This is a genomic window from Lentzea indica (assembly GCF_012184385.1).
Classification (GTDB): domain Bacteria; phylum Actinomycetota; class Actinomycetes; order Mycobacteriales; family Pseudonocardiaceae; genus Lentzea; species Lentzea indica.
This window is the reverse complement of the sequence record NZ_VSRL01000026.1, coordinates 16,084-40,100: the sequence shown is the minus strand read 5'-3', so window position 1 is coordinate 40,100 and position 24,017 is coordinate 16,084. Positions and strand designations below refer to the sequence as shown.

The following is a 24,017-nucleotide window of genomic DNA, read 5'->3' as shown; positions in this document are numbered from 1 at the left end:
CGATCAACCAACACCTTGACGCTACGTCAGACTCAACCTCTTAACGCGACATCGCCTTCAGCAGCGAGTACTGGGCGTCGTCGTGCCCCAGCTCCCACATGAACGTGCCGAGCAACCCACGCGACCTGGCGAAGTCCGCACGGATCCCGATCGACCGCGGGTTCTCGTACGACACGAACTTCTTCTCGGCCGCGTTGTAGAGCCACGGCGACTGCGCGACCGGGTGCCAGTACTCCTTCCAGCCAGGAGAAGCCTTCAACCGCAAGGCCTCCTCGTAGCCGTCGACCCAGAACGCGCTGTCGTAGGCCTGGTAGAGGCCGTGCTGCGGGCCCTCGGTCTTCACGTTGAAGCCGCGGCCGTAGAACGGCGTGCCCAGCACCATCTTGCGAGGCGAGACGCCGTGCCGCTGGTAGTAGTCGATGGCGCCGACGACGTTGTTCCACTTGCGGTCGGCGGCGGGCATCGGGTCGTTGGCGACCTCCCGGAAACCGGCGTTGAACGTGGCCACGGGCGAGAAACCGGTGCCCATGTCGTAGGTCATGACGTTGATGAAGTCCATGATCTTCGACAGCTCGCGGAGCTCGAACGACTTCGCCGGGTCGTACGGGCCGTCGGTCTGCAGGCGGCCGGTGGGCAGCGCCGCGGTGACGAGCTTGCGAGACCCGAGCGCCTTGCGGAAGTCGCGGGTCAGCAACGTCATGTTGCGCTTGTCCTCGGGACGGTCCTTGATCTCGACCGGCCCGCCGTAGACCGGGAACTCCCAGTCGAGGTCGATGCCGTCGAACGTGCCGTCCGTGAAGAACAGGTCCACACAGGACCGAACGAGGGTCTTGCGCGACTCGGCGGTCAGCGCCGCGTCGGAGAAACCGCCCGCGCCCCAACCGCCCAGCGAGATCAGCGCCTTCAGAGACGGCTTGCGCTTCTTCAGGTCACGGATGTCGGCGAAGTCCTTGGCCGCGGTCGCCGCGGGCATCACGCACTTGCCGTTCTCGATCAACGCGAACGCGTAGAACAGGTGCGTGATCGGCGTGTTCGTGGGGATCGACGAGATCGGCTTGGAGCCGCTGTACCAGTTGCCGTAGTAGGCGCCGACGATCTTGCGTGGCGCCGCGTCGGCCGCGACGACACCAAGTGAGACGGAAAGTGCGGCCAGTGCGACCGCCAATCCCTTGCGGAACAACGACATCAGTGGCCTCCACCGCTGGTGGTTTAGACCAAAGCAACCTACGGGCGGTATCCGACCTGGTGCAACACTTTGTACAAGTAAGTTTCCAGTTCTTCGGGCGTGTTCCGCTCAGGACGGGTGAGCGCGCGGTAGAAAAGCGCACCTCCGACCATGTCCACCACGAGCGAGAGGTCGGTGCCGGGCGGGAAACCGGGACGGATCACGTCGTACAGCACGGCCCGGCGTGGCGCGATGAACAGCTCCCAGTACCGCCGCATCAACTCGAAGTTGTCCGCGGAGGCTCCCACGATCCGGCGCAGCAGCAGAACGGACTGCGGGGTCGACATCAGTGCCGCCCAGCCCTTCAGCGTCTCCTCCGGCGGTGCGGCGGCCATCCGTTCCGGATCGAGCGCCGCGACGGTGCGCGGCAGCTCGATCACGCTGAACAGCAGGTCTTCCTTCGTGGCGAAACGGCGGTAGACCGTCGCACGGGTCACGCCCGCGCGTTTGGCCACCTGCTCGATCGACGTGCCGTCGAGGCCGCGTTCCAGGAACAGCTCGAAGGCCGCGGTCAGGATCGCGTTGTCCGCCTCGGGGTCGCGGGGACGCCCAGCACTTCGTTCAGCCACGCGGCAAGCCTTTCGGGGTTCGACGGGCCGCGCCACGCCAGGTGTCCGTCCGGACGCACCAGCAGCGTGTCGCCGGCGCGTTCATGGTGCACGACCTCCCCGAGCCGCTCTCGTGCCACCTCCAGGCACGTCGCCGGCCCCGCGAGCACCCACTGCCCCGTCCGAGCGAACGCCGGCACGCGCTGTCCGCCCCGCCGCCCGACCGCCAGCGGCCCGGAGTACTTGACGTCCAGCTGTGAGGTGTACCGGACGAGTCGCTGCTGGACGAAACCCGCGTTCAGCAGTGGCCACAGCACCCGGTCCCGGACCGTCCGCGTCACCAGTCCCGGTCCCAGCACCAGCTGTGTCGCCGGTGTTGTCGCCGCGAGCACCCGTGCGCCGATCGGCCTGCGCTCGGACTCGTAGGTGTCGAGCAACGCCGAGGAAGCCCTGCCCTGCACCACCAGCGCGAGCTTCCACGCGAGGTTCTCCGCGTCGCCGAGCCCGGTGTTCATGCCCTGCCCGCCCACCGGGCTGTGGATGTGCGCGGCATCGCCTGCCAGGAACACGGTGCCCCGTCGATAGGTCGCGGCCTGCCTGCGGTGGATCCGGAACGTCGACTCCCACTCCACCGACTCGATCGGCCCCGGCGTCCAGCGTCCGCCGTCCGGTGACATCACCCGCCAGATGCCGCCGGGCAACGGGAAGAGGGTCGTCATCGACGGCCCGTCGGCGAAGATGTGGATCGACTCGCGATCGAGGTCCCACGCCGCGTGCACGTCGCGCAGCAGGAAGTTCTCCATCACCGGCGCGCCCTCGAACGCGATCCCGGCCATCTTCCGCACCGCCGAGTGCGCACCGTCGCAGCCGACCAGCCAGTCCCAGTCCGGAACCGACGAGATCGGCGTGTTCCACTCGATCTCGACGCCCAGCGCGGACAGCCGGTCGCGCAGCCGTTCCTCCACCCACGCCTGCGACACGACCAGCTGACCCGCCTCGCGCAGGAAGCTCATGTCCAGTGCCACCGCACCGTTGACCCGGAGCGACCGCAACCGGATCGCCTTGTCCGGCAGGTCGCCCAACGCCCCCAGCCGGGCCAGCACCTCGACGCCCCGAGGCTGCACGCCCAACGCCCGTGACGTCGTGGCGGGCCCCGAAGCCGCGTCCACGATCCGCACGTCCACCCCGAACTGCCTGAGCCCGCACGCCAGCGCCATGCCGGTCGGACCCGCCCCCGCGATCGTCACCATACGAATACAGTACAGCTCTGTATTCAAATTGCGCCAGCAAAAAGGCCCGCCGGTGAGACGGGCCTCAGTGCCTCAGTCCTCGATCTTTTGCATGACCTGGGTGATGTCGTCCGCCTCGGACTGCAGCAGCGCCTTCTTCTCCCTGCGGGCCTTGATCACCTCGAAGATGATCGGCACGACCGACAGGAACACGATGGCGAGCAGCGTGATCTCGAGGTTCTCCTTGATGAAGGAGATCTGGCCGAGGTAGTAGCCCAGCACGGTCAGACCCGCGGCCCACGCCACACCGCCGATCGCGGAGTAGGTGAAGTACTTCTTCGGATCCATCCGCCCGACACCGGCCATGGCCGTGATGAAGGTGCGGACGATCGGCACGAACCGCGCGAGGACGATGGCGCGCGGGCCGTACTTGTCGAAGAACTCCTGCGTCTTGTCGACGTACTCCTTCTTGAAGATCTTCGACTCCGGCTTGCTGAACAGTGCCGGACCGGCCTTGCGGCCGATGTAGTAGCCGACGACGTTGCCGATGAACGCGCACACCGTCAGCAGTGCGCAGACGAGCCAGAGCGGCGTCGAGATGTGCCCTGCCGCGACGAAAAGACCCGCCGTGAACAGCAGCGAGTCGCCCGGCAGGAAGAACCCGACGAGCAGCCCGCACTCGGCGAAGACGATCAAGCACAGCCCGACGAGCATCCACGGGCCGAGCATCGTCAGCAGTTTTTCGGGATCCAGCCAGTCAGGGCCCAATGCAATCGTCACGGGCACAACGGTACAGGTCAGCTGAGCGTGATCACTGCGGCCACCGTGCCCGCTGCCAGGCCCAACAGGAGCGCGAGGCCCAGCACCCACCACACCGACATGGGCGCGGGGCGCTCATCGGAAACCGGGACGGGTACGGCAAATCCGGCGTTCGTGCTGGTCGCCTGCGCTCGCAACGCGTCGGTCACCAACCGCTCCGGATCGTCCGCCATCCACCTATTCCTTGACCCACTCGCCCCTGACCATCACGTCCCTCGGCTTCAATTCTGCATCGAGCACCACGATGTCCGCCGCACATCCCGGCTGCAGCTTGCCGGTGTCGAGGCCGAGGAGCTCCGCGCCACGCGTCGAGGTGGCGTGCGCGGCCTCCACGAGCGACAGGCCGCAGGAGTTGACGGCGTTGCGGAACGCCATGTCCATCGTCAGCGTGCTGCCGGCCAGCGCCGCACCGCCCGCCAGCGTCGGAACGCCGTCGACCACCCGGACTTCGAGCCCGCCCACGTCGTACACGCCGTCACCGACACCGGCCGCCGCGATGGCGTCGGTGATCAGGACCGTGCGCTGGAGACCGGCGTGGTGCGCGGCCAGGCGGACCGCCGTCGGGTGCAGGTGCACCAGGTCGCAGATGAGCTCGACGGTCACTCGTTCGTCGTCGAGCAGCGCGCCGATCGGGCCGGGCTCGCGGTGGTGCAACGGGCGCATGCCGTTGAACAGGTGCGTCGCCACGGTCGCGCCGGCGTCGACGGCCGGGCGGACCTGCGCCTCGGTCGCGTCGGTGTGGCCGATGGCGGCGAGGACGTTGTTGTCGACGAGCTGGCGCACGGCCGCGACCGCGCCTTCGAGCTCGGGGGCGATGGTGATCATCCGGACGGTGCCCTTGCCCGCGTCGAGCAGCTTCGTCACCGCGGTCTGCTCCGGCGGGCACAGGATCGCCGGGTCGTGCGCGCCACAACGGGCAGCCGAGAGGAACGGGCCTTCGAGGTGGATGCCCGCGACGACGCCCTCCTGGACCAGCTCGGCCAGTGCGGACACCTGGTCGGCCAGCTCCGGCACCGGGCGGGACACCAGTGAGGCGAGCAACGTCGTGGTGCCGTGCCTGCGGTGCGCGGACGCGGCCTTGCGGACCTTCTGCGGATCCTTGCTGGTGAACGCGTCACCGCCGCCGCCGTGGCAGTGGATGTCGACGAAGCCCGGCACGATCGTGCCGCCGCCGACGTCGGTGGTCGGACCGTCGGGTGCGGCGCCCTCCCCGACCGCGACGATCCGGCCGTCCCTGACGCTGACCCACCCGTTCTCGAGCACCCTGTCCGGCGTGACGACCCGACCATTGGTCAGGGTCACGTCGACAGGTCCACCCCACGTGCTCATGACGCCTCCAGCATGTCGATGGCCAGCAGCGCCGCGCCGAGGAAGCCCGCCTCGTCGCCGAGCGCCGCGAGCCGAAGCTCCGGTCGGCGCTGGAAGGCGATCAGCCCGTCCAGCCTTTCCCGCAACGGCTCCACCAGCAGATCTCCTGCCAGCGCGAGCCCGCCGCCGAGCACAACGGCCTCCGGGCCGAGAAGCGTCGCCAACACCAGGATCCCCCTGGCGAGCGCGTCCACGGCCTCGTGCCACACGGCGACGGCGTCCTGCTCTCCGTCCTTAACCCTTCGGGCGACGTCAGCGGCGCCGTTGACGGGGGTACCGGTACGTGCGGTGTACCGGCGGGCGATCGCCGCGGAGGACGCCACCGTCTCCACGCAGCCGATCTGGCCACACGCGCACGGCACGCCGTGGCCGACGTTCACGTGCCCGATCTCGCCCGCGTAGCCGTCGCCGCTGAAGATCTTCCCGTCGAGCAGCAACGCGCCGGCGATTCCGGTGCCGATGGGCATGATCACCGCGTTGCGCAGGTCCTTCGCCGCACCCATCCGGCATTCGGCCAGGCCGGCGGCGCGCACGTCGTGTCCGAACGCGACGGGGACGCCCAGCCGTTCGGTGAGGACCGTGCTGAACGGGAACTGGTTCCACGGCAGGTTCGTCGTGTACACGCCGACACCGTTGGCCTCGTCCACGATGCCCGGCGCCACGATCCCGACGGCGTCGATCTCCTGCTCGGAGGCCTGCCTGAGCTCGTCGACGAGCTCGGCGATCACGCCGAGGAGAGGCTCCAGCTCGCCGGGAGTCGCCCTGCGTGCGTGCTTCTCCGCCGCCACCGCGTCCGAGGTGCCGGTGACCAGCGCCGCCTTGGTTTCGGTGCCACCGATGTCAACGGCGACCACGTGTCTGCGTGCCACGAGGACTGATCCTGAGGCATCGGAGCCCTATTGGTCTATACCAAGTACCGGATTGGGGGCGTGATCCTACGAGCTGAAACCACTCTCACCGGGCAAAACGGAGATCGGTCAGCCAGCCATGATCTTCTGAAGTGCGTCGAGCGCCCTGGAAGCCGTCGACTTCACGGTGCCCTTCGAGATGCCGGTCGCCTCGGCGATCTCGGCCTCGGACAGGTCGCCGTAGTAGCGCAGCACGAGCACCTCGCGCTGGCGCGGCGGCAGCTGCTGCAGCGCCTTGACCACGGCCTGGTGCTCCGCGGTCAGCATCGCCAGCGACTCGGCCGAACGTGCGTTCGCCACGTGCGGCGGGGTGTAGTCGCGGGCCGTCTTGCGCCGGCGCAGCACGCTGCGCGAGCCGTTGACCACGGCCGTGCGGAGGTAGCCCACGGCCGCCTGAGCGTCGCGCAGGCCCTTCCAGTTGCGGTGCAGCCCGGCGAAGGCCTCCTGCACCACGTCCTCGGCCGTCGAGGGCTCGTCCACGAGCAGCAGCGCGAGCCTGACCAGGCGCATGCGGTGCTGCTTGTACAGGTCTTCGAGCGTGAGCGGCCCTGTCGGAGGTCCTGCGACGCCGTCCTTGATTCGCAGGTTGGTCAGGGTGTCCTGCACGGTGCGCGGAGTTTCGTCGCCAACCACAAGGTAGGACGGTACCGGTCACCGTCGCTACGGTGGTCGCATGGCCCGCTTTGCAGTCGAATTGGTGTTCGGTCCCGATCGCGAGAAGCGTCTCGCGGTGCGCCCCGCACACCGCGAGTACATCGCCTCCCTCGCCGAGAAGGGCATGGTCCTCGCCGCAGGTCCGTACGCGGACGACACCGGCGCGTTGATCATCTACGAGGCCGCGGACGAGACCTCGTTGAAGGAGATCATCTCCGCGGACCCGTACACCCCGGCGAACGTGATCACGAAGTGGGAGATCCGCGTCTGGAACGCGCTGCTCGGCTCCTGGCTCAGCGACTAGCGGCTTGGCCGCCCGGCCCGACCAGGCCTGACGTGTCCTGGCGGGCCATCTCGCGGTCGGCTTCAGCCACCTCTTCGACCGCCTGGCGGTCCACGACCAGCGGCGTGAAGGCGCGGAAGTACTTCAAAGCGCCCACCCAGCCGGGGACGTGGACCGCCTTCGCACGTTTCTCGATGCCCCTGACCACGGCCTTGCCGACGTTGCGGACGGGGTACTTCTTGCCGGCGACGCCCGGCATGCCCTGCCGGAGCTTGCCGAAGACCGGGTGCTGGTCGGCGCTGTTGACCATGTCCGTGGAGATCCACGAGAAGTAGGCGGTGCCGACGCCCACGCCGAGGTGCCTGACCTCGGCACGCAGGCTGTCGGCGAACGCCTCGCAGCCCGCCTTGGCGGCCGAGTAGGCCGCGTTGCCGGGGATGTGGACGATCGCGGCCAGCGATGACACGACCAGGCAGTAACCGCGGCTCTTGATCAGGTGCGGCAGCGCTGTGCGGACCGTGCGCCACACGCCGAGCAGGTTGACCTCGATGACCCGTTCGAACGCCTTCGGGTCCATGGAGCGCACGAACCCGGTGGCCGCGATGCCCGCGTTCGCCACCACGACGTCGATGCCGCCGAAGTGCTCGGCGACCTCGTTCGTGACGCGTTCGAGCACGTCCCAGTCCGTGACATCGGCTTCCCACGCCTTGCCGCCTGTCTGCTGGGCGACCTCTTCGAGCTGGGCCTTTTCCAGCCCGACGAGCGCGAGACGAGCTCCGCGCGCGGCCAGTTGCCTCGCCACCTCGGCGCCGATGCCCCTGGCCGCGCCGGTGATCAGTACCACCTTGCCCGTGACGTCCATGCCGTCACGGTAACGCAACTTACTACCGGTAAGCTACTGGCAAGTTAAATTGCACTCAGGCGGTCCACTTCGGCCTGCGTCAGTTCGAGGTCGAGGACCGCCACGAGGTCGCTGAGCTGCTCCAACGTCCTCGCGGACGCGATCGGCGCGGCGACCGTCGGCTGCTGGGCGAGCCACGCGAGGGCGACCGAGGCCACCGTGGTGTCGTGCGTCTCGGCCAGCTCGTCGAGCGCCTCCAGGACCTGCAGGCCGTGCTCGTCGAGGTACTTCGACGCGGCGTTGGCCCGCGCGCTCTGAACCTCGACGCCCGGCCGGTACTTGCCGGTCAGGAAGCCCTTCGCGAGGGACCAGTACGGCACGGTGGCCAGGCCGTTGTCCTGGACGACCTTCTGCAGGTCCCCCTCGAACGCCGCCCGGCTGACCAGGTTGTACTCGGGCTGCAGCGCCACGAACTTCGCGAAACCCTCGCGCTCCTGGATCTCCAGCGCCTTCGCCAGCCGTTCCGCGGAGAAGTTGGACGCCGCGATGTGGCGGACCTTGCCGTCGCGGACGAGCTGGTCGTAGGCGGCCAGCGTCTCCTCGAGCGGCGTGTTCGGGTCGTCGAGGTGGTTGTAGTAGAGATCGATGTGGTCGACACCGAGCCGCTTCAGCGACCGCTCGGCGCCCGTCAGCACGGTGTCGCGCTTCTGGTTGTTGAACCCGGCGAGCATGCCGACCTTGGTGGCGACCACGACGTCGTCGCGGTTCCCACGCTTGGCCAGCCACTTGCCGATGATCGTTTCCGACTCACCACCGGAGTTGCCCTCGCCCCAGGCCGAGTACACGTCAGCGCTGTCGAGGAAGTTCCCACCCGCGGCGGTGTAGGCGTCCAGCACGGCGAACGAGAATTCCTCGTCCGCGGTCCAGCCGAAGACGTTGCCGCCGAGGCAAAGTCGGGAGACGTTCAGGTCGGTGCTGCTCAAGATCGGCATACTGCGAACGTAGTCGTTGCGACGTGAGGGGTCTGCATGTTGGGTACGTTCGGAATCTGGGGCTCGCGGTACCAGTGGGCCGACCGGGTCGACGAGGTCGGTGAGCTGGAGTCGCTCGGCTTCGGCACGTTCTGGCTCGGCAGCTCGCCGGAGTCGGACCTGGCACTGCCGGAGCGGCTGCTGGGGGTCACGAAGTCGATGACCATCGCGACCGGCATCGTCAACGTGTGGCAGACCGAGCCGGAGGACGTGTCCCGCTCGTTCCACCGGATCGGCAGCGACCGGCTGGTGCTCGGTGTCGGAGTCGGCCACAAGCAGATCGACCAGGCCTACGAGAAGCCGTACCCGAAGCTCGTGTCGTACCTGGACCGGCTCGACGTGCCCGCCGACAGGCTGCTGCTCGCGGCACTCGGCCCGAAGGTGCTCAAGCTCGCGGCCGACCGCACCGCGGGCGCCCACCCGTACCTGGTGCCGGTCGAGCACACCGCGGAGGCGCGGAAGGCGCTCGGCGACAAGATCCTCGCGCCTGAGGTCACGGTGGTCGTCGAGGAGGACCCGGAGGCGGCGCGCGCGATCGCACGTGAGCAACTGGCCTACTACTTCACGCTCACCAACTACACGAACAACTGGATGCGCTGGGGTTTCTCGGCGGACGAGGTCGCGGCGCCCGGCTCGGACCGGCTCATCGACGCCCTGGTCGCGCACGGCAGTCCGGACCAGGTGGCCACGAAGTTGCGTGCGCACGTCGACGCGGGCGCCGACCACGTGGCCATCCAGTCGTTGAACGAGCACTACGCCGAACTGGCCGCCGCGTTGGAGCTCAAGGGGTGATCTTGTTCGTTCCATCGTACGGTTGTCATGTCATCCACCATGCCTGTACCGGCCAGTAGCCCAGACCAGGCACGTTCCACTCCTTGAACGATCATGAAGTCGAGTTGGCCGCCGCGTTGGCCCCGTGACACAGCCTCGTAGGATGCCCTTGATACGGCGTTCAGGGCACCTGAGGAGGACGACCGATGCCCATCGCAACTCCCGAGGTCTACGCGGAGATGCTTGACCGGGCCAAGGCGAACGAGTTCGCCTACCCCGCGATCAACGTCACGTCTTCGGAGACTCTCAACGCGGCTCTGCGCGGATTCGCCGAGGCCGAGAGCGACGGCATCATCCAGGTCTCGACCGGTGGTGCCGAGTTCGCCTCGGGCACCAAGGTCAAGGACATGGTGACCGGCGCTGTCGCGCTCGCCGAGTTCGCGCACGTCGTTGCCGCGAAGTACCCGGTGAACATCGCGCTGCACACCGACCACTGCCCGAAGGACAAGCTCGACGGGTACGTGCGTCCGCTGATCGGGATCAGCCAGGAGCGGGTGGACAAGGGCGGCAACCCGCTCTTCCAGTCGCACATGTGGGACGGCTCGGCCGTGCCTCTGGAGGAGAACCTCCAGATCGCGAGTGAGCTGCTCGACCTTTCCGCCAAGGCGAAGATCGTCCTCGAGATCGAGGTCGGCGTCGTGGGCGGCGAGGAGGACGGCGTCGACAACGAGATCAACGACAAGCTCTACACGACGGCCGAGGACTACCTGAAGACCGTCGACGCGCTCGGCGCCGGTGAGAAGGGCCGCTACCTTCTCGCCGCGACGTTCGGCAACGTGCACGGCGTCTACAAGCCGGGCAACGTGAAGCTGCGTCCGGAGATCCTCAAGCAGGGCCAGGACGTGGCGGCGGAGAAGCTGGGCCTCCCGGCCGGCTCCAAGCCGTTCGACCTGGTCTTCCACGGCGGCTCCGGCTCGCTGCTCGAGGAGATCCACGAGGCCGTGTCGTACGGCGTCATCAAGATGAACATCGACACGGACACGCAGTACGCCTTCACCCGCCCGATCGCGGCGCACATGTTCGCGAACTACGACGGCGTGCTGAAGGTCGACGGCGAGGTCGGCAACAAGAAGGCCTACGACCCGCGCAGCTACCTCAAGGCAGCCGAGCAGGCCATGGCCGCCCGCATCGCCCAGGCGTGCGAGCACCTCAAGTCGTCGGGCCGCATGATCGCGGGCTGACGCGCAGAACGAAGAAGGGCCCCGGCAGCGCGCCGGGGCCCTTTTGCGTGCTAGCTGAGTTTCAGCCGCGAGGCGATCATCTGCCTCTCCGGCCGGTGGATCATCATGTCCCCGACGGTCCACAGCACCGCCAGCAGTACGGCGGTGACCGCCGCCGACGAGAACGAGATCGGCGGCCCCCACAGGTACTCCTGCTGGAACCAGATGCCGACGTACCCGACCGTCGTGACGGCCGCCGACCCCAGCACGGCTGCGGCAGGCGTGGGCATCTTGATCACGTGCGCCGCGTCGATCGCGAGCGCGACGAAGATCAGGAACAACGGCACGGCGGACTTCGGGAAGTCGATGCCGGCGAGCAACGGCCAGATCAGGCACCGGTACGCGACGTAACCACCCGCGACGGCCGTGGCCGCCCAAGGCTTGCCGATCGTGCGCCGCGCGATCACCAGCACGATGGCCGCCGCGACCAGGCCCCACACCGGGTAGACCCAGTCCGCGATGGGCAGCGCGAAGTGCACGACGGCCTCGCGCCCGACCGGAACGCCGAGCTGGTCCGCGGCGAACTGCAGCAGGATCGGCTCGGCTTCGGCCTTACCGCTGTCGTAGGCCTGCAGCGCGCGCACGCCGTACTCCTGGTGCTGGTTGGGGAACCAGACGTTCTCCAGGAAGAAGAACCACAGCGCGACGAGCCCGAACGTCCGCATGGTGCCTTCGGGGAAGAACTTCATCCACCCGCGGATCGCGCCGGCGAGCATGACGGCCGTGCCCAGGTAGAGCAGCGCGTGCGACCCGCTCCAGCTCGTGATGTCGAGCCCGTTGATGCGGTGGTTGATCACGTCGATCGGCAGTGCGACGAGGAAGATCCCGCACCCGACCTGCATCAGGCGCAGCGTGAGTTTGTCGGCGCCGTACCCGGTGAACGTGTGGAACAACGTCAGCCCGACCACGATCACCGTGCCGACCGTGTTGATCAGGTGTGGTGGCGCCAGATCGTCGCGCAACCACTTGAAGTGCCACGAGACGTCCCACGACGACCCGATCAACTTCAACAGCAGGCCTAGGAGCCACAGCTGGTAGAGCTGCTTCGTGAGCGTCGCCGGTGTCTCCCTGCCTGGCGCGCCCCGCTCCCAGTACTGGTCCCGGAACTGCCTTACCCCCTCAATCATCCGAACATCATGAGCTGACAGCCGGACGACAGGAAGGCCGACCCACCCTGGTTTTACCCTGATGTTTCCAATTCGTATGCACGACCGGGTGAACGTCGTTGATCTCTTCGGCCCATCCCGGCACAGTGCACCGCCATGAGCAAGAAGATCGTCGCCGGAGTGCTCGTCACCGCGTTGCTGCTGGCCGTTGTGGCCGCTGTCATGAGGGTGTTCGTCTCCTAAGGCGCGTTCGTGCGGCACGATGGGCCGCATGGTTGAGAACCTCCTCGGGCCAGAGCCGACTCGTCTTCCCGACCGCCCTGAGGCGCAGGCCGCCGCGGACGGTGGCACCGATCCAGGCAAGATCGTCCGGGCGTACCCGGACTTCTCCGAGGCCTGGGCACTGCTGGCCGAACGCGCGCTGCACAGCGGCGACCCCGTCGCCGCCTACGCCTACGCCCGCACCGGATACCACCGCGGCCTCGACCAGCTGCGTCGTTCCGGCTGGAAGGGTTTCGGCCCCGTGCCGTGGGACCACCGGCCGAACCAGGGCTTCCTGCGTGCGCTGGCCGCCCTCGCCCGTGCCGCCAGGGAGATCGGGGAGGACGAGGAGTGGGATCGCTGCTCCAAGTTCCTCGCCGACTCCGACCCGAAGGCGCCTGCCGCACTGGGTCTGGCCTGATCTGACGTGGGTGCCGTCCGGGAAGCGGTGGGGCGCGGGCTGAGGCGGTGGCGCCGAGCAGCGCTGCCGATCGTCCACAGTGCCCTGTCCGCGGGCCTCGCCTGGCTCGTGGCGACGGTCGTCATCGGACACCAGCACCCGTTCTTCGCGCCGATCGCCGCCGTCGTCTGCCTCGGAGTCTCTCTCGGGCAACGACTGCGGCGCGTCGGTGAGCTGGTCGTCGGCGTCTCGGTCGGCGTGGGTGTCGGCGACGCGTTGATCAGCTGGATCGGCAGCGGTCCATGGCAGATCGCGCTGGTCGTGGGTCTCGCCATGTCGGCGGCCGTGCTGCTGGACGGCGGCTCGGTCATCGCGCTCCAGGCCGGCTCGTCCGCCGTCCTCGTCGGCGACGCTGCTGCCGCCGAGCGCGGGCGGCGGGTTCGACCGGATGATCGACGCGCTGACCGGTGGTCTCGTGGGCCTGGCCGTGGCGGCGCTGCTGCCGGCCAACCCGGTCACCGTCGCCCAACGGCAGCTGAAGGTGCTCACGAACACCCTGAGCGGTGCGTTGCGGAACCTCGCAGAGGCCCTCACGGAGAAGGACGCGGTCAAGGCGGCCGGGGTGCTCGCGGAGCTGCGGACCAGCCAGTCCACGATCGACGACTACAAGTCGGCGCTGCAGACCGGGTCGGAGATCGCGAGGATCGCGCCCATCCGGTGGCGGTCCAAGGACGAGCTCAGCAGGTACCAGACCGCGGCCGGTCCGGTGGACTACGCGATCCGCAACACCCGCGTGCTGGCGCGCAGGAGCATGGCGGCGCTCAAGGCGGACGAGCGGATCCCGGACGGCGTGCCGGACGTGCTGAAGGACTACGCGGACGCCGTCGACTGCCTCAAGGGCGAGCTGGAGAAGGGCAAGACGCCCAAGCAGACCAGGGAGGCCGTGCGAAACGCCGCGCGGCATCTCACCGCGCGGCGTCTCGGTGGGGACGGGTTCTCGTCCAAGGTCGTGCTGGCGCAGATCCGCAGCGTGGCCGTGGACCTGTTGCAGGCGACCGGGTTGAGCAGGAGCGAGGCGATGGAGGCGTTGCCGCCTCTCAGCCCTCCGGCCGGTTCAGCAGGCCCAGCAGCAGCGAGTGAACCGGCTCGTGATCACGAGGATCAGCCAGGGCGCACGAACCGCCCGTGATGGCGTACCACTCATCCGCACCCTCGTAGCGGACCAGCGCGCGGAACCGGCCGTCATCGGAAAGCTCCGTGCGGAGTTCGAGGTCTCCGGTGACGACGCCGACCTCGTCGGTCATCACGCCACCGGGACCGGCCACGAAAAGCGAGGAGAGTGAGGTCATCAGCAGGTCGCGAGCATCCCGTTCAGTGCGGACTTCTCAGCGCTGTCGACGCTGAGCCCCCAGTTCTTCTTCGTGCGCACCCACATCCTCGCGTACGTGCAGTGGTACGACGTCAGCGGAGGCTTCCACTCGGCGGGGTCCTGGTCGCCCTTGGCCTGGTTCACGTTGTCGGTGACCGCGATCAGCTGCGGGCCGGACAGGTCGTTCGCGAACGACCGGCGCCGGTCCGTGGTCCACGACGACGCGCCGGACCGCCAGGCTTCCGCCAGCGCCACGACGTGGTCGATGTCCACGTCGGAGGCCGCGCTCCAGGTGGCGCCGTCGTACGGGGAGAACCAGCGGCCCGAGGTGGCGGCGCACGACGAGTCGGTGACCACGTTCGTGCCGTCGCGCTTCAGCACCGTCTCTCGGGTGTTGCAGGCCCCCGACTGGGTGATCCAGTGCGGGAACAGGTCGCGCGAGTAGCCCGAGGTCGAGCCTTCCGCGCGGACGGTGAGCGTGCTCAGCTCGGATCGGGCCACGTCGGCGCTGGGAATTCCTGGGGGTGTCGCGAGTGCAGGGGAAACGAAACCAAAGGTGAGAGCCAAGGTGGCAACTGAAACACCAATGATTCGGTTAACTTTTGACATCATCCCGACCTTCCTTGTTGGAAGTGATCGGGACATACCCTTAGTGACAGTATGGAATTAGGCAATACCTTTGGGTGACCCTCAAGTGAACTACAAGCGCACGACTAGACGCCTCGTACGAGCCTCAAGTCCTCGGTGTGGCGGTACCAGGTCCACTTGTCGACCGGGCGCGGGTGCTTGTGGCCGTCCAGAACGGCCGTGGTGGGCAGGCAGCCGAGCTGGAACGCGCGCGGACGGCTTTCCCGGACGCGCGAGCCGATGAGGCGTTTGTTGACGATTCGGATGACGAGGCCCAAGCCGCCCTCGGTGTCGGGTGTGCACTCGATCCGCGACGCCTGCCCGCGCAGCACGTTGTCCGCGTCGCTGTAACCAACGCCACGAACCGGCGACAACACGCCGAGCCCCATCAGTACGCCGCCGACGTCGTCGCGCACGAACGGCACGGGATCTACGTCACCGTTCAGGGCGATGTCCAGGGCGCGTCCGGGATCCGTCGAAAGCCCCCAAAGCGCGGCAACGGGCGAATCGCCCACCGGCACGTAACCGAGGGCCACCGAGCCGAGTTTTTCCTTGCGCAGCAACCGCAGTGCGACCGCGGACAGGTCGGCGTCGGTACCCACGACGACGAGCCGTTCCGCGTCCAGATGTTGATCAACGTGGTCCTTGCCGGGGCGAGCAGGAACGACCTGCACGCCGTCACGTTGAGTGATCATTGGCAACTGCGTGTTTCCGCAGGCCAACACGATTCCGCGCACGGTCATCTCCTGGTCTACCCTCGCTTACCGGCATTCGCTCGAACCAGTCCAAGCGCTTGGAGTTTCACATGCCGGCCGTCGTGCTGATCGGTGCCCAGTGGGGCGATGAGGGCAAGGGCAAGGCCACCGACATCCTCGGTGAGCGTGTCCAGTGGATCGTCCGCTACCAGGGCGGCAACAACGCGGGTCACACCGTGGTCCTCCCGGACGGTCAGAAGTTCGCCCTGCACCTCATCCCGTCCGGCATCCTCACGCCTGGTGTGCGCAACGTCATCGGCAACGGCGTCGTGGTCGATCCCGGCGTGCTGCTCGAGGAGCTCGCGGGGCTGGAGGAGAAGGGCGTCGACACCAGCAGCCTGCTGATCTCGTCGGACGCGCACTTGATCATGCCGTACCACGTGGCCATCGACAAGGTGACCGAGCGCTACCTGGGCAAGGCGAAGATCGGCACCACCGGCCGCGGCATCGGCCCGTGCTACCAGGACAAGCTGGCCCGCGTCGGCGTCCGCGCGCAGGACCTGCTGGACGAGAAGATCCTGCGGCAGAAGGTCGAGGCGGCCCTGGACTTCAAGAACCAGGTGCTGGTCAAGGTCTACAACCGCAAGGCGCTCGAGCCCGACCAGGTCGTCGACCAGGTGCTGGAGCGCGGTCAGCACTTCGTGCACCGCATCGCGGACACCCGCCTGCTGCTCAACGAGGCGCTGGACCGCGGCGAGATCGTGCTGCTCGAAGGCTCGCAGGGCACCCTGCTCGACGTCGACCACGGCACCTACCCGTTCGTCACGTCGTCGAACCCCACGAGTGGTGGCGCGGCGGTCGGCTCTGGTGTCGGCCCGACACGGATCAACACCGTGATCGGCATCCTGAAGGCGTACACGACCCGCGTCGGCTCCGGTCCGTTCCCGACCGAGCTCAACGACGACATGGGCGAGTTCCTGCGCAAGCAGGGCGGCGAGTTCGGTGTCACCACCGGGCGTTCGCGGCGCACCGGCTGGTTCGACGCCGTGATCGCCCGCTACGCCTCGCGCGTCAACGGCATCACCGACTACTTCCTCACCAAGCTCGACGTGCTGTCGGGCCTGGAGAAGGTGCCGGTCTGCGTCGCGTACGAAGTGGACGGCCGCCGCGTCGAGGAGATGCCGATGACGCAGACCGATGTGCACCACGCCGTGCCGGTCTACGAGGAGCTGCCTGGCTGGTTCGAGGACATTTCGCACTGCCGCGAGTTCGACGAGCTGCCGGCCAACGCCAAGGCCTACGTCGAGTACCTGGAGGGCATCATCGGCGCCCGCGTCTCGGCGATCGGTGTCGGCCCCGGCCGCGACCAGACGATCGTCCGCCACGACGTGCTCAGCTGACGGCTCGTTCCTGGGCCTCGATCAGCGCGGTCTGCGTGACCTCCAGCTGGTCGAGGCCCTTCAGGAACTCCTTCGCCATCGAGCCGTCGTCCTGGCCCTTGTCCCGGAACACGACGAGACACGACCGCGTGCCGTTCTCCAAGGACCGCAACGCGTCCGCCCACGTGGCGGCGATCTTCGCGTCCGGCGGCTCGGGGAACGGCTCCCGCAGCACCGGTCCCAGCGCTCGCACCCTGCCGCGATCGCCGCCGGGTCCTCGGCCCGCACCCCGGCGAACACCCTGTCGTTCGCCCGCACCACGGTCAGCATCCGGTCCCAGCCGCCGCCGTAGATCCACGTGTTCACGGCTTCGTCGGTGTTCACCTCGGCCCCGGCGGGCACGGGCGGCTGCAGGGAGGCGCGGTGCGTTGCGCGCTCGGCCACCACGACGCCACCGCGACGCCCAGCACCGCGATTCCCGCCGCCCAGATCGGTCGTGAGCGCGTTCCGCCGGTCTGACGACGGAGACCACCCACGAGCAGTGCCACAAGGGTGCCGAGGACCGGCAGGACCTGGTGCGGGCGCGTCGCCAGAACGCTGTCGACCTCGGTGCCGCGTAGGTGCGTCAGCCAGATCGCCACGGTTGCGGCCAGCCCGATCAGCCACACCGCGAGCAGCGCGCCCACGCGGTCCAGGCGGCCCACCAGCACCGTGATCAGCTGCACGGCCACGACCGCCACGATCTGCCAGGCCGTGGCCACCAGAGGCAGGCCCGCGGAGCCCAGCAACACCACCGCAGCAGCCGCGGCCACACCACCGATCACGCCGACCAGAGCGGCGAACCGGGGGAACTCCCGGCGCAGCACCAGCGGCACCAGCCACAGCAGTGCCAGCGACACCACCGTCGGCACCCGGTTGAAGTTCAGCAGGAACGGGATCGCCACGCCCTTCAGCGCGATCTCGTTGACGAACGTCTGCGCATGGCCGTGCAGCAGTTCCATCACCGGCACGATGTTGTTGCGCCACAACGCTCCGGCCACGCGGACCTCGGAGAACCAGCCCAGCAGCGTGTAGGTGACCACAGCGATCGACAGCCCGAGGAACCAGCCGTGCCAACGGGTGCGCACGAGCGTCGCGCAGTATCCGGCCCAGATCGTCACGAGCGTCGCGGTGCCCGCCAGAGCGATCGCCGCGATGACGCTGTACGGGGTGATCGGGAGGAGGTTGTGCGAGTCCAGCCGGTCGCCGAGCACCAGACCGAGACCGAGGGCGAGACCGGGCCACGCGAACGTGCCGCGCCGCGGGCCGAACGTGGCACCGCGCCAGGCGATCAGGCCGATGAGCGCGGCCACCGGCACCGCCCAGGCGATCCGCATGACCAGGAACGATTCGTTGCCGCCGCGGTACCAGGTCAGCTCTCGCAACCCGGTCGTCGTGTGCCACCAGGCGATCTGCACGGCGAGCGCGCTGCCGAGCGTCTCCCAGAAACCGGGCCGCAGCAACGACTTCGGGTCCCGCATGACGGCGATCCGGGTGGCGGGCGCCGGGTGGTGGCCGAGCCAGCGGCGGAGCCGACTTGCCGGCACCAGCCGGTACGGCTCGGGATCGCCGGTCCAGTGCACGACCAGCGCGTCGGCGTGCTTCTCCCGAGCCCGCAGCACGGCGACACGGGCGGCGAACACCAGCAGCACCAGCACGACGAGCCGCCACAGCACGCCGTAGGAGGCCCAGCCGGTGGGAAGCCGCGGCAGCCGCAGCGGGGTGAGGAACAGCAGCGGGTTGAACAGCGTGAGGACGTACGGCGTCAGTACCACGATGACGAAGGCGCGCCAGATCGCCAGCGTGGCATAGGTGATCGTGACGTCTTTGCGGACGTGCGCGAGCTCGTGCAGCACGATCGCACGGAACGACTCGGGCTCGATGCGGCGCAACGCGAGCATGCCGACGTTGAGCGCGACGTACTTGCGGCGGTGCGTGCCGAACGCCACGCCACCCGCGCGGGGATTCGTCCGGTCGAGGAGGAACGTCGGCGCCTTCTTGAGCCCCGCCTCCGCGACCAGCGCGGCGAGCGGCTCCTGCAGATCGCCGGGAACCGGCGCCAGGTCGCGCCGGTAGCGCAACCACACCGGGCGCAGGAGATAGATCAGCAGTGCCACCGCGAAGAGCAGCACCAGCCCGCCGGCGAGCCACACCGCACGACCGCCGAGGAACGGCGCCATGCACGCCCGATAACCGTCCCATTTGGACTCGTCGGGATCGACCTCGAGGCTCGACGTGAGGTAGAGGCCCGACTGCACCTGGCAACGGGCGTTGTCGAACGAGGTGGCCACCGGCCACACGGACGCGTACAGGCCGAAGATCTGCAACGTGGTCGCGATCGCCAGCAGCACCAGCGACGCGAACCTCAGCGTGGTACCAGAAGGCACCCTCGGTCTGTCCCCCTCTGGATCCATGCCCAAATGTTGATCGTTGAGACCCGTGCTGTCACTCGGCCGTTGGCGGGAATGTGTCCGGGTCGGGAACATCTCCATGTCCGACGCATTTTCACGATTTGGGCGTCGTTGACGCACGCCCGGCATTCGCCTGTACTTCTGCGCCGTGGCCCTTTCTCTGGTTCGAAAACCGACGCTGCCGGTGCGGTGGATCAGCCCTGTCGCGCTGGTTCTGCTGTGGCAACTGGCCAGCTCAACGGGTGTGCTGTCGCCCGAGAAACTGGCCTCACCGCTCACCGTGCTCGAATCAGCCGGTGAGCTGATCGCCGACGGCCAATTGGGCGAGGCATTCGCCGTTTCGCTCGGTCGTGTCTTCTTCGGATTTCTCATCGGTGGCACGGTCGGTGTCGCGCTCGGACTGGTTTCCGGACTTTCCCGGTGGGGCGAGACCTTGCTGGATCCGCCCGTCCAGATGTTGCGGACGCTCCCGCACCTCGGCCTGATCCCGTTGTTCATCCTCTGGTTCGGGATCGGCGAGGAACCCAAGCTCGCGCTGGTCGCGTCCGGTGTGGCGTTCCCGCTGTACCTCAACCTGCACGCCGGCATCCGGCAGACCGATCCCGGCCTGGTCGAGGCCGCTCGAGTGCTGGGCTACAGCCGTCTTGAACGGATCGTGCACGTCGTGCTGCCGTCCGCCGTACCGCAAACCATGGTGGGACTGAGGATCGCGCTCGGCACCGCCTGGCTGTCGCTGATCGTCGGCGAGCAGATCAACGCCGACGCCGGTCTCGGCTTCCTGATCAACAACGCCCGTGAGTTCCTCCGCACCGACGTCGTGGTCGTCGGCCTCGTGGTCTACGCGCTGCTCGGCCTCACGACGGACGCGCTGGTGCGCCTGCTGGAGAGGAGGGTTCTGCGATGGCGAGCCCGGTGAGTGTTCGAGGTCTGCGCAAGGCTTTCGGTGCGCGGACCGTGCTGGACGGGATCGACCTGGAGATCGCGCCGGGCGAGTTCGTGGCGCTGCTCGGCCGCAGCGGCTGTGGCAAGTCGACGTTGCTGCGCATCCTCGCGGGCCTGGACCGCGAGGTCGAAGGGGAGGCGCACGTCCACGGCACGGTGTCGATCGCGTTCCAGCAGCCGCGTCTGCTGCCGTGGCGCAAGGTCTGGCGCAACATCGCTTTGGGCCTCCACAAACCGGACGGCCGCTCAGTCGCCTTGAAGGCGCTGGAAGAAGTGAGGTTGCCCGATCACGTCGACGCGTGGCCGCTGACGTTGTCCGGCGGTGAGGCACAACGGGTCTCGCTCGCGCGAGCGTTGGTGCGCGAACCCGACGTGCTGCTGCTGGACGAGCCTTTCGGCGCGCTGGACGCGTTGACCCGGCTCGCCATGCACCACCTGGTGGAAGACCTGTGGACCAGGCACCGGCCCGCCGTGCTGCTCGTGACGCACGACGTCGACGAGGCGTTGCTGCTGGCCGACCGGATCCTCGTGCTGGACGAGGGCCGGATCGTCGCCACGCACCACGTCGACCTGCCCCGCCCGCGCCGCCGGGCTTCCGTTGTGGAGCAACGCACCCGCGTGCTCGCTGATCTGGGAGTGCACGTTGAAGAAGCTGCTTAGCCTGCTCGCCGCGATCATCTTCACCACCGGGTGCTCGGCCACCGCGCAGGACTCCCCCGCCGGTGAGGTCGTGCTCAAGGTCGGCGACCAGAAGGGCGGGGCGAAGGCGCTGCTCACGGCCGCCGGTCTGCTGAACGACTTCCCGTACAAGATCGAGTGGTCGACGTTCACATCAGGTCCGCCGCTGCTTGAAGCGCGTCCGCCGGTGCGATCGACCTCGGCGGTGTCGGCAACACGCCGCCGATCTTCGCCGCCGCCGCGAACGCCAAGATCGCCGCGGTCGGTGCGTCGAAGGGAGAGGTCGAAGCAGACGCGATCCTCGTGCAGGAGAACTCGCCTCTTCGGAGTGTCAGCGAGTTGAAGGGCAAGAACATCGCGGTCGCCAAGGGCAGTTCGGCACACGGCCAGGTGCTGCTCACATTGCGGGCCAACGGTCTGACGACCAAGGACGTCACGCTGAACTACCTGCAGCCCTCTGACGCGTACGGCGCGTTCACCCAGGGCAAGGTCGACGCGTGGGCGGTCTGGGACCCGTACACCGCACAGGCGCAGCACGAGGCCAAGGCTCGTGTGCTGAACACCGGTGAGGGCAGGTCCAACGGGTACGGCTTCCAGGTCGCCGGCCGCAAGGCGTTGGACGACAAGGGGAAGAACCCGGCGCTCAAGGAATACCTGATCCGCTACTACAAGGCGCAGAAGTGGGCCGACACGCACCGAGAGGAGTGGGCGAAGGCGTGGGCGGCGGAGACGGGCCTGAAGTACGAGGTCGCGCTCGCCGCGGTGAACCGCAACGGCGACCTGCCGGTGAAGATCGACGACACGCTGATCAAGTCCGAGCAGGAGCTCGCGGACGCGTTCACCGAGGACAAGACGTTGCCGGGCAAGGTCGACTTCGCGAAGTTCGTCGACACGAGGTTCCAGGGAGATCTGGCATGAGCATCACGCTGCACTGGTTCCTGCCGACGTCCGGTGACGGGCGCACGGTCGTGGAGCACTTCCACGCCAACCGCGCACCGGCTGCCGGAACACGTCGTGAGCCGGACATCGACTACTTGGCGCAGATCGCGCGCACGGCCGAGCAGGTCGGGTTCACCGGCGTGCTCACGCCGACCGGTACATGGTGCGAGGACGCCTGGCTGACCACGGCCGCGCTGATCAGCCAGACCACGACGCTGAAGTTCCTCGTGGCGTTCCGGCCGGGCGTGCTGTCGCCGACTCTCGCCGCGCAGATGGCCTCGACGTACCAGCGGATCTCACGCGGCCGGCTGCTGCTGAACGTCGTCACCGGTGGCGATTCCGTTGAGCAGCAACGGTTCGGCGACTGGCTCGACCACGACCAGCGCTACTCGCGCACCGACGAGTTCCTCCAGATCGTGCGCGGTGTGTGGAGCGGCAAGCCGTATTCGTTCCAGGGCAAGCACTATCAGGTCGAGGGCGCTACGGTGCTGGCCGCGCCGGACCCGGTTCCGCCGATCTACTTCGGCGGCTCTTCGGACGCGGCTTTGCCGGTGGCGGCCCGCAACGCGGATGTCTACCTGACGTGGGGTGAACCGCCGCAGGACGTGGCGGCGAAGATCGCACGGGTGCGGGCGTTGACGGACCGGCCCATCCGGTTCGGCATCCGGCTGCACACGATCAGCCGGGACACCTCGGCTGAGGCTTGGGCGGCGGCGTCACGGCTGCTCGACGCGCTGGACCCGGCAGCGGTGGCGAAGGCGCAGGAACAGCTGCGCGCATCGGAATCCGTTGGGCAGCAACGGATCGTGGCGCTGCACGGCGGTGACCTCAGCCGTGGTGTGCGAGGCCTGGAGATCCACCCGAACCTGTGGGCCGGTGTCGGGCTGGTGCGCGGTGGCGCGGGGACGGCGCTGGTGGGCTCGCACTCCGAGGTCGCCGATCTCATCGAGGAGTACCACTCCATCGGGATCAGCGAGTTCATCCTCTCCGGCTACCCGCACCTGGAAGAGGCCTACTGGTTCGGCGAGGGCGTGCGGCCCCTGCTCAAGCAGCGAGGTCTGCTCGACGGGGACCGCACGCTCGCACTGGCTAGCGCTTGACCTTGGCTTCGACCGCCGTGTCGGGGTTGTCCGCGAACACGCCGTCGAGGCCCTGCTTGAAGAACAGGTCGTACTCCTCGAAGGCCCGGCCGTACGCGGCCGGGTCGGCCGAGGACCTGAAGTCGGCCGGCAGGAACGAGTTCTCGTTGCGGAACGTCCAGGCGTGCACGATCAACCGAGCCTTGTGCGCGTCCTGGACCAGTGTGGTCGGCTGCTGCAGGAACCCGGCGGCGTCGCGCGGGATGATCCGGTCCTTCGTGGCGCCGATGCCGTCCGCGTAGGTCGCGATCTCCTTCAGCCCGGCAGGGGTGACCATGTCGCTGTAGGTGCGCTTGTCACCGCCGGCGACGAAGTCGTACGGGGCACCGGAGGCGTTGATCAGCTGGACCACCGGGACCCGCAGGCTCTTGTTGAGCTCCTTGAGGTTCGCGACCTCGAACGACTGCACGTAGACCTTGGCGCCGCGGCGGTTGAGGCCGTTGCGGTTGAGCACGTCGACGAGCTTCGGCTCCAGCGCGAGACCGATCGACTGGAAGTACGTCGGGTGCTTGGTCTCCGGGTAGATGCCGATCTCGCGGTGCAGCTCGCGGGACAGGCGCTTGGTGAGGTCGATGACCTCCTGCAGCGTCGGCACCTCGAACCGGCCGTCGTAGAGGGTGTTGCGCGGGCGGATCGCCGGGATGCGTTCCTTGGCGCGCAACGTCTTCAGCTCGGCGAGCGTGAAGTCCTCGGTGAACCAGCCGGTGACCGGCGTGCCGTCGATGACCTTGGTCTTCTTGCGGTCGGCGAACTGGGTCTTGGTCGAGACGTCGGTGGTACCGCCGATCTCGTTCTCGTGCCGGGCGACCAGCTTTCCGTCCTTCGTGGACACCAGGTCCGGTTCGACGAAGTCGGCGCCCATGCGGGCCGCGAGCTCGTAGGCCGCCAGCGTGTGTTCGGGCCGGTATGCGGACGCGCCGCGGTGCCCGATCACGATCGGACCCTTGTCGTCGTGCGCCGACGCGGAGGGCAGGGACGCCACCACCGCACCCGCGAAGACGAGAACTACGGCGGCTAGACCTCTCCGATACATCGTTCGACCTCCCAGTTGGTGTTGAGAGCGCACCCAAGCATC

General features: G+C 68.1%; 28 protein-coding genes and 1 pseudogene. 12 read left to right on the top strand and 17 right to left on the bottom strand.

All coding sequences use genetic code 11. The features are described 5' to 3' along the window. Nucleotides 1-40 precede the first annotated feature (40 nt). The 8 genes from FXN61_RS10085 to FXN61_RS10050 all read right to left on the bottom strand — a co-directional run bounded on the left by FXN61_RS10085 (nucleotide 41) and on the right by FXN61_RS10050 (nucleotide 6,730). The gene (locus tag FXN61_RS10085) at nucleotides 41-1,186 is read right to left on the bottom strand and encodes a glycoside hydrolase family 18 protein (RefSeq protein ID WP_246291203.1); all 1,146 of its coding nucleotides are present in this window, start codon (nucleotides 1,184-1,186) and stop codon (nucleotides 41-43) included. 38 nt (nucleotides 1,187-1,224) lie between these two features. Further along, the gene (locus FXN61_RS54195) at nucleotides 1,225-1,794 is read right to left on the bottom strand and encodes a TetR/AcrR family transcriptional regulator (RefSeq protein WP_167972530.1); all 570 of its coding nucleotides are present in this window, start codon (nucleotides 1,792-1,794) and stop codon (nucleotides 1,225-1,227) included. Next, on the bottom strand, nucleotides 1,737-3,023 hold the full coding sequence (locus FXN61_RS10075; protein WP_167972528.1) for an FAD-dependent oxidoreductase: 1,287 nt from the start codon (nucleotides 3,021-3,023) through the stop codon (nucleotides 1,737-1,739). Before FXN61_RS10075 ends, FXN61_RS54195 begins: the two co-directional genes overlap by 58 nt. 72 nt (nucleotides 3,024-3,095) lie before the next feature. Next, nucleotides 3,096-3,731: a DedA family protein gene (locus tag FXN61_RS10070; RefSeq protein ID WP_167972569.1), complete on the bottom strand. Its 636-nt coding sequence runs from the start codon at nucleotides 3,729-3,731 to the stop codon at nucleotides 3,096-3,098. Nucleotides 3,732-3,799: 68 nt separating this feature from the next. Further along, nucleotides 3,800-3,994 carry a hypothetical protein gene (locus FXN61_RS10065; protein WP_167972527.1) on the bottom strand — a complete coding sequence of 65 codons (195 nt, stop codon included), beginning with the start codon at nucleotides 3,992-3,994 and terminating at the stop codon, nucleotides 3,800-3,802. Between the two features lie 4 nt (nucleotides 3,995-3,998). After that, the gene (gene nagA / locus FXN61_RS10060) at nucleotides 3,999-5,150 is read right to left on the bottom strand and encodes an N-acetylglucosamine-6-phosphate deacetylase (protein ID WP_167972525.1); all 1,152 of its coding nucleotides are present in this window, start codon (nucleotides 5,148-5,150) and stop codon (nucleotides 3,999-4,001) included. Next, nucleotides 5,147-6,058 carry an ROK family protein gene (locus FXN61_RS10055; RefSeq protein WP_312877620.1) on the bottom strand — a complete coding sequence of 304 codons (912 nt, stop codon included), beginning with the start codon at nucleotides 6,056-6,058 and terminating at the stop codon, nucleotides 5,147-5,149. Before FXN61_RS10055 ends, nagA begins: the two co-directional genes overlap by 4 nt. A gap of 108 nt (nucleotides 6,059-6,166) precedes the next feature. Then, a complete protein-coding gene (locus FXN61_RS10050) occupies nucleotides 6,167-6,730 on the bottom strand; it encodes a SigE family RNA polymerase sigma factor (protein WP_167972523.1) in 564 nt (187 codons plus the stop codon). A 40-nt stretch (nucleotides 6,731-6,770) separates the two neighbouring features. Between FXN61_RS10050 and FXN61_RS10045 the strand changes: the two genes are divergently transcribed. After that, nucleotides 6,771-7,055: a YciI family protein gene (locus tag FXN61_RS10045; RefSeq protein WP_167972521.1), complete on the top strand. Its 285-nt coding sequence runs from the start codon at nucleotides 6,771-6,773 to the stop codon at nucleotides 7,053-7,055. Here FXN61_RS10045 and FXN61_RS10040 read toward each other — a convergent pair. Continuing rightward, nucleotides 7,045-7,896, bottom strand: a complete 852-nt coding sequence (locus FXN61_RS10040) for an SDR family oxidoreductase (protein ID WP_167972519.1) — start codon at nucleotides 7,894-7,896, stop codon at nucleotides 7,045-7,047. The genes FXN61_RS10045 and FXN61_RS10040 overlap by 11 nt on opposite strands. 44 nt (nucleotides 7,897-7,940) lie before the next feature. Next, nucleotides 7,941-8,867, bottom strand: a complete 927-nt coding sequence (locus FXN61_RS10035) for an aldo/keto reductase (protein WP_167972517.1) — start codon at nucleotides 8,865-8,867, stop codon at nucleotides 7,941-7,943. A gap of 36 nt (nucleotides 8,868-8,903) precedes the next feature. Between FXN61_RS10035 and FXN61_RS10030 the strand changes: the two genes are divergently transcribed. Next, complete coding sequence (locus FXN61_RS10030; protein ID WP_167972515.1) at nucleotides 8,904-9,698, top strand: TIGR03620 family F420-dependent LLM class oxidoreductase; 795 nt, start codon at nucleotides 8,904-8,906, stop codon at nucleotides 9,696-9,698. Between the two features lie 185 nt (nucleotides 9,699-9,883). Then, nucleotides 9,884-10,918: a class II fructose-bisphosphate aldolase gene (fbaA, locus tag FXN61_RS10025; protein ID WP_167972513.1), complete on the top strand. Its 1,035-nt coding sequence runs from the start codon at nucleotides 9,884-9,886 to the stop codon at nucleotides 10,916-10,918. A 50-nt stretch (nucleotides 10,919-10,968) separates the two neighbouring features. Here fbaA and FXN61_RS10020 read toward each other — a convergent pair whose 3' ends face one another. After that, entirely contained in the window at nucleotides 10,969-12,084 is a 1,116-nt protein-coding gene (locus FXN61_RS10020) for a hypothetical protein (protein WP_167972511.1), read from the bottom strand. Between the two features lie 250 nt (nucleotides 12,085-12,334). Between FXN61_RS10020 and FXN61_RS10015 the strand changes: the two genes are divergently transcribed. The 3 genes and pseudogenes from FXN61_RS10015 (at nucleotide 12,335) to FXN61_RS10010 (ending at nucleotide 13,913) form a co-directional block, all read left to right on the top strand. Beyond that, nucleotides 12,335-12,745 (top strand): DUF3151 domain-containing protein, encoded by a 411-nt coding sequence (locus FXN61_RS10015; RefSeq protein ID WP_167972509.1) that lies wholly within the window; start codon nucleotides 12,335-12,337, stop codon nucleotides 12,743-12,745. A 6-nt stretch (nucleotides 12,746-12,751) separates the two neighbouring features. Further along, nucleotides 12,752-13,069 (top strand): annotated as a pseudogene (locus FXN61_RS51835) (FUSC family protein); the annotation flags it as partial. Nucleotides 13,070-13,172: 103 nt separating this feature from the next. After that, entirely contained in the window at nucleotides 13,173-13,913 is a 741-nt protein-coding gene (locus FXN61_RS10010; protein WP_246291219.1) for a hypothetical protein, read from the top strand. Here the strand turns inward: FXN61_RS10010 and FXN61_RS51830 are convergent. The 3 genes from FXN61_RS51830 to FXN61_RS10000 form a co-directional block, all read right to left on the bottom strand. Beyond that, on the bottom strand, nucleotides 13,822-14,073 hold the full coding sequence (locus FXN61_RS51830; protein WP_246291201.1) for a hypothetical protein: 252 nt from the start codon (nucleotides 14,071-14,073) through the stop codon (nucleotides 13,822-13,824). The two genes, FXN61_RS10010 and FXN61_RS51830, sit on opposite strands and share 92 nt — an antisense overlap. Beyond that, a complete protein-coding gene (locus tag FXN61_RS10005; protein ID WP_223165380.1) occupies nucleotides 14,073-14,702 on the bottom strand; it encodes an HNH endonuclease family protein in 630 nt (209 codons plus the stop codon). The genes FXN61_RS51830 and FXN61_RS10005 overlap by 1 nt, the downstream gene beginning before the upstream one ends. A gap of 104 nt (nucleotides 14,703-14,806) precedes the next feature. Further along, nucleotides 14,807-15,415, bottom strand: a complete 609-nt coding sequence (locus FXN61_RS10000; protein WP_188134880.1) for a hypothetical protein — start codon at nucleotides 15,413-15,415, stop codon at nucleotides 14,807-14,809. Nucleotides 15,416-15,525: 110 nt separating this feature from the next. On the opposite strand from FXN61_RS10000, the gene FXN61_RS09995 reads away from it, so the two are divergent. Beyond that, nucleotides 15,526-16,815: an adenylosuccinate synthase gene (locus FXN61_RS09995; RefSeq protein WP_167972503.1), complete on the top strand. Its 1,290-nt coding sequence runs from the start codon at nucleotides 15,526-15,528 to the stop codon at nucleotides 16,813-16,815. Here FXN61_RS09995 and FXN61_RS09990 read toward each other — a convergent pair. Both FXN61_RS09990 and FXN61_RS09985 read right to left on the bottom strand, forming a co-directional pair. Beyond that, the gene (locus tag FXN61_RS09990; protein WP_167972501.1) at nucleotides 16,808-17,047 is read right to left on the bottom strand and encodes a hypothetical protein; all 240 of its coding nucleotides are present in this window, start codon (nucleotides 17,045-17,047) and stop codon (nucleotides 16,808-16,810) included. The genes FXN61_RS09995 and FXN61_RS09990 overlap by 8 nt on opposite strands. A 127-nt stretch (nucleotides 17,048-17,174) precedes the next feature. Next, nucleotides 17,175-19,247 carry a M48 family metalloprotease gene (locus FXN61_RS09985; protein WP_167972499.1) on the bottom strand — a complete coding sequence of 691 codons (2,073 nt, stop codon included), beginning with the start codon at nucleotides 19,245-19,247 and terminating at the stop codon, nucleotides 17,175-17,177. Nucleotides 19,248-19,392: 145 nt separating this feature from the next. Between FXN61_RS09985 and FXN61_RS09980 the strand changes: the two genes are divergently transcribed. Genes FXN61_RS09980 through FXN61_RS09965 form a run of 5 tightly spaced genes read left to right on the top strand, consistent with a single transcriptional unit; the run spans nucleotide 19,393 to nucleotide 22,903 of the window. Then, nucleotides 19,393-20,160, top strand: coding sequence for an ABC transporter permease subunit (locus FXN61_RS09980; RefSeq protein WP_312877619.1), 768 nt, complete (start codon nucleotides 19,393-19,395; stop codon nucleotides 20,158-20,160). Continuing rightward, nucleotides 20,145-20,846: an ABC transporter ATP-binding protein gene (locus tag FXN61_RS09975; protein ID WP_167972497.1), complete on the top strand. Its 702-nt coding sequence runs from the start codon at nucleotides 20,145-20,147 to the stop codon at nucleotides 20,844-20,846. The genes FXN61_RS09980 and FXN61_RS09975 overlap by 16 nt, the downstream gene beginning before the upstream one ends. Then, nucleotides 20,830-21,207 carry a hypothetical protein gene (locus tag FXN61_RS56225; protein ID WP_376770617.1) on the top strand — a complete coding sequence of 126 codons (378 nt, stop codon included), beginning with the start codon at nucleotides 20,830-20,832 and terminating at the stop codon, nucleotides 21,205-21,207. The genes FXN61_RS09975 and FXN61_RS56225 overlap by 17 nt, the downstream gene beginning before the upstream one ends. Next, complete coding sequence (locus tag FXN61_RS09970; RefSeq protein WP_376770618.1) at nucleotides 21,090-21,782, top strand: ABC transporter substrate-binding protein; 693 nt, start codon at nucleotides 21,090-21,092, stop codon at nucleotides 21,780-21,782. The genes FXN61_RS56225 and FXN61_RS09970 overlap by 118 nt, the downstream gene beginning before the upstream one ends. After that, on the top strand, nucleotides 21,779-22,903 hold the full coding sequence (locus FXN61_RS09965; protein ID WP_167972495.1) for an LLM class flavin-dependent oxidoreductase: 1,125 nt from the start codon (nucleotides 21,779-21,781) through the stop codon (nucleotides 22,901-22,903). Before FXN61_RS09970 ends, FXN61_RS09965 begins: the two co-directional genes overlap by 4 nt. Here FXN61_RS09965 and FXN61_RS09960 read toward each other — a convergent pair. Then, entirely contained in the window at nucleotides 22,893-23,975 is a 1,083-nt protein-coding gene (locus FXN61_RS09960; RefSeq protein WP_167972493.1) for a glycerophosphodiester phosphodiesterase, read from the bottom strand. The genes FXN61_RS09965 and FXN61_RS09960 overlap by 11 nt on opposite strands. Nucleotides 23,976-24,017: the final 42 nt, after the last annotated feature.

What these genes read in the sequence shown, in the direction of transcription:
- FXN61_RS10085 (WP_246291203.1), bottom strand. Translation starts at nt 1,186, where the DNA reads ATGTCGTTGTTCCGCAAGGGATTGGCGGTCGCACTGGCCGCACTTTCC.
- FXN61_RS10075 (WP_167972528.1), bottom strand. Translation starts at nt 3,023, where the DNA reads ATGGTGACGATCGCGGGGGCGGGTCCGACCGGCATGGCGCTGGCGTGC.
- FXN61_RS10070 (WP_167972569.1), bottom strand. Translation starts at nt 3,731, where the DNA reads ATGCTCGGCCCGTGGATGCTCGTCGGGCTGTGCTTGATCGTCTTCGCC.
- FXN61_RS10065 (WP_167972527.1), bottom strand. Translation starts at nt 3,994, where the DNA reads ATGGCGGACGATCCGGAGCGGTTGGTGACCGACGCGTTGCGAGCGCAG.
- nagA (WP_167972525.1), bottom strand. Translation starts at nt 5,150, where the DNA reads ATGAGCACGTGGGGTGGACCTGTCGACGTGACCCTGACCAATGGTCGG.
- FXN61_RS10045 (WP_167972521.1), top strand. Translation starts at nt 6,771, where the DNA reads ATGGCCCGCTTTGCAGTCGAATTGGTGTTCGGTCCCGATCGCGAGAAG.
- FXN61_RS10040 (WP_167972519.1), bottom strand. Translation starts at nt 7,896, where the DNA reads ATGGACGTCACGGGCAAGGTGGTACTGATCACCGGCGCGGCCAGGGGC.
- FXN61_RS10035 (WP_167972517.1), bottom strand. Translation starts at nt 8,867, where the DNA reads ATGCCGATCTTGAGCAGCACCGACCTGAACGTCTCCCGACTTTGCCTC.
- FXN61_RS10030 (WP_167972515.1), top strand. Translation starts at nt 8,904, where the DNA reads ATGTTGGGTACGTTCGGAATCTGGGGCTCGCGGTACCAGTGGGCCGAC.
- fbaA (WP_167972513.1), top strand. Translation starts at nt 9,884, where the DNA reads ATGCCCATCGCAACTCCCGAGGTCTACGCGGAGATGCTTGACCGGGCC.
- FXN61_RS10020 (WP_167972511.1), bottom strand. Translation starts at nt 12,084, where the DNA reads ATGATTGAGGGGGTAAGGCAGTTCCGGGACCAGTACTGGGAGCGGGGC.
- FXN61_RS10015 (WP_167972509.1), top strand. Translation starts at nt 12,335, where the DNA reads ATGGTTGAGAACCTCCTCGGGCCAGAGCCGACTCGTCTTCCCGACCGC.
- FXN61_RS10010 (WP_246291219.1), top strand. Translation starts at nt 13,173, where the DNA reads ATGATCGACGCGCTGACCGGTGGTCTCGTGGGCCTGGCCGTGGCGGCG.
- FXN61_RS51830 (WP_246291201.1), bottom strand. Translation starts at nt 14,073, where the DNA reads ATGACCTCACTCTCCTCGCTTTTCGTGGCCGGTCCCGGTGGCGTGATG.
- FXN61_RS10005 (WP_223165380.1), bottom strand. Translation starts at nt 14,702, where the DNA reads ATGTCAAAAGTTAACCGAATCATTGGTGTTTCAGTTGCCACCTTGGCT.
- FXN61_RS10000 (WP_188134880.1), bottom strand. Translation starts at nt 15,415, where the DNA reads ATGATCACTCAACGTGACGGCGTGCAGGTCGTTCCTGCTCGCCCCGGC.
- FXN61_RS09995 (WP_167972503.1), top strand. Translation starts at nt 15,526, where the DNA reads ATGCCGGCCGTCGTGCTGATCGGTGCCCAGTGGGGCGATGAGGGCAAG.
- FXN61_RS09985 (WP_167972499.1), bottom strand. Translation starts at nt 19,247, where the DNA reads ATGGATCCAGAGGGGGACAGACCGAGGGTGCCTTCTGGTACCACGCTG.
- FXN61_RS09975 (WP_167972497.1), top strand. Translation starts at nt 20,145, where the DNA reads ATGGCGAGCCCGGTGAGTGTTCGAGGTCTGCGCAAGGCTTTCGGTGCG.
- FXN61_RS09965 (WP_167972495.1), top strand. Translation starts at nt 21,779, where the DNA reads ATGAGCATCACGCTGCACTGGTTCCTGCCGACGTCCGGTGACGGGCGC.
- FXN61_RS09960 (WP_167972493.1), bottom strand. Translation starts at nt 23,975, where the DNA reads ATGTATCGGAGAGGTCTAGCCGCCGTAGTTCTCGTCTTCGCGGGTGCG.